The organism is Ruegeria sp. AE3, assembly GCF_056542225.1.
Map to the genome: position 1 here is coordinate 1 of NZ_JBQFZL010000038.1, position 2,457 is coordinate 2,457.

Annotated in this window: 3 protein-coding genes; 1 reads left to right on the forward strand and 2 read right to left on the reverse strand. The window is 58.7% G+C overall.

What is annotated here, in order from left to right; all coding sequences use genetic code 11:
• Both hpaE and ACR0NZ_RS20540 read right to left on the reverse strand, forming a co-directional pair.
• A partial coding sequence (gene hpaE, locus ACR0NZ_RS20535) for a 5-carboxymethyl-2-hydroxymuconate semialdehyde dehydrogenase (RefSeq protein ID WP_480521550.1) occupies window positions 1–1,505 on the reverse strand: 1,505 nt, incomplete at its 3' end.
• A 3-nt stretch (window positions 1,506–1,508) separates the two neighbouring features.
• Window positions 1,509–1,907, reverse strand: a complete 399-nt coding sequence (locus ACR0NZ_RS20540; protein WP_267365252.1) for a 5-carboxymethyl-2-hydroxymuconate Delta-isomerase — start codon at window positions 1,905–1,907, stop codon at window positions 1,509–1,511.
• A 107-nt stretch (window positions 1,908–2,014) separates the two neighbouring features.
• Between ACR0NZ_RS20540 and hpaR the strand changes: the two genes are divergently transcribed.
• Window positions 2,015–2,455: a homoprotocatechuate degradation operon regulator HpaR gene (hpaR, locus tag ACR0NZ_RS20545; protein ID WP_480521553.1), complete on the forward strand. Its 441-nt coding sequence runs from the start codon at window positions 2,015–2,017 to the stop codon at window positions 2,453–2,455.
• The last annotated feature ends 2 nt before the right edge of the window (window positions 2,456–2,457 follow it).

The window sequence follows — 2,457 nt, forward strand, 5'->3', positions numbered from 1 at the left end:
TTCCCCAGCTGCATGATATTGTGTTTTCCTGTTGCGAAGCCGACGTGTTTTTGTTCCATGTAGAACTCGAAGCTCCAGTCGCCGCCGTCGCGGCCGATACCGGATGCCTTGACGCCGCCGAACGGTGTTGGCAGGTGGCGGACGTTTTCCGAGTTCACCCAGATCATCCCGGCTTCAAGCTTGTCGGTGAACCGCAAGGCGCGGGTCAGGTCATTGGTCCAGACATAGCCGGTCAGACCGTATGGTGTGTCGTTGGCGATCTGCAGCGCCTCGTCCTCGGTCGAGAACGGGATCGAGGTCAGAACCGGGCCGAATATCTCTTCGCGCGCGATACGCATCTGGTTATTGGCATCGGTAAACAGGGTTGGGCGAATGAAATACCCTGTGTCGCCGACCTTGGCACCTCCGGCGGCGACAGTCGCACCGTCTTCTTTGGCGATGTCAAAATAGGAAGTCACCTTGTTATAATGCTCCTCGGTCACCAGTGGCCCGATCTCGGTCGCAGGATCCAGCGGATGGCCGACCTTGATGGTGTTGACCCGTTCGATCAGCCTGGCCTCGAACGCCTCCTTGATGGTGTCCTGCACCAGCAGGCGCGAGGATGACGTGCAGCGCTCGCCATTGATCGAGTAGATCATGAAGATCACCGCATCCAGCGCCCGGTCGAGATCGGCGTCGTCGAACACGACAACCGGGTTCTTGCCGCCCAGCTCCAGATGCATCCGCTTGAGCGTATCGGCACCTTGTTTGGTGATGCTGCTGCCGGTGCGGCTTTCACCGACAAAGGCAATCGCCTTGATCAACGGATGTTCCGTCAACGCTTTACCCGCATCGGGGCCGAACCCGTTCACGGTGTTCAGCACCCCCTTGGGCAGCCCGGCCTCTTCGGCGATCTCCACCAACAGGCGAGCGGACAGCGGAGAATCTTCGGCCGGTTTGTGAACCACGGTGCATCCGGCAGCCAAAGCAGGCGCGATCTTCCATGTCGACAGCATGAACGGCGTGTTCCACGGCGTGATCACCCCCACCGGACCAATCGGAACGCGCGTGGTGATGTTCATCAGGGTCTGCGACTTAAGATGCTGACCGTCCCGCGCCTGTATCACCTGATCCGCGAAATACCGGAAGTTCTCGGCCCCCCGCAGCGCGGCCTTGGACATAAAGCGCAGGGTCTGGCCTGTGTCCCAGCATTCACACAGCGCAATTTCCTCGGCACGGGCCTCGATCGCATCGGCAACGTTCAGCAAGATGCGGCGCCGCTCGGTGGCAGGCATGTCGCGCCAATCGGCAAATGCGACATGAGCGGCATTGGCGGCAGCGTCGATATCATCGGCAGTGCCATGGGCGACATCGCAGATCACCGACCTGTCAACCGGAGATGTGGATTGGAACACCCCTGCGGAACCGTCGCGATCTTCGCCCGCGATCCGGTTCTTGATGCCGGTCTCCTTAAACCGCGCCAGAAAGCCCGCCAGCTTCTCGATGTTCGTATCCAGTGCGCTCATGGATCAGGTCTCCTGGTTGGTCGCGCCCAAATGGTCCCGGATCGTGCCGGTCTTGGGCGAAAGGTCTGGGTCAATGTCACGCATCTCAAGCGAGAGCGCGATGGAATGTCCGGCGAAGGCGGGGGACAGATAGGCCTCAACCGCCTCGAAAATGCGCTGCGTGGCGTCCCGTTTGACATCCGCAGCCCGGCCAGCGCGCAGGCGGATCGAGATATCGATAAACCCATGCGCCGGATTGCCGTCCGCGATGGCATAGTGATCGACCCGCGTGGCCCGGACACGAATACCGGGCAGGGGGAATGTCTTGATCCCGGCAGCCGTGGCCCGGATGCATTCGCACAAGCCACTCATATCGATCCTGTCTTCCAGATTGCCGGAATATTCGACGTGAAAATGTGGCATGTGCTCCCCTCAAATGGTAAACATGTTTAGTAAATTGGAACCCCCACTGTCAAGAACCTGCTTTGTTAATCTTTGCATCTTTTGACTCCGCGAATTACAAGACTGCCATGAGTGAACAAAGCCACACCAAAAACACCTCGCGCGCCCTACCGATTGCCTTGCTGCGCGCACGCGAAACCGTCATGGCCCCCATCCGGGACATGCTGCAGGGGATACAACTGACCGAGCAGAAATGGCGCATCCTGCGCGTGCTGGACGAGCTGGGTGAAGTGGAGCAAAGCTCAATCGCCAAAGAGGCCTGCCTGTTGTTGCCAAGCCTCACCCGCATCCTGCGCACGATGGAAGCCGAAGGCCAAATATCACGCCGCCAGGACAGCCATGACAAACGACGCACAATGGTGAAGATCACAAACGAAGGACGAAACATCCTCGCCGAAAACCTCGGAACCTCTCTGCAGATCTACCAAAGTATCGAAAAACAAATGGGACAAGAAAAACTCAATCAACTCCTCGACCTGCTCGAAGAACTCCAAGCCGTCAAAGTCTGACC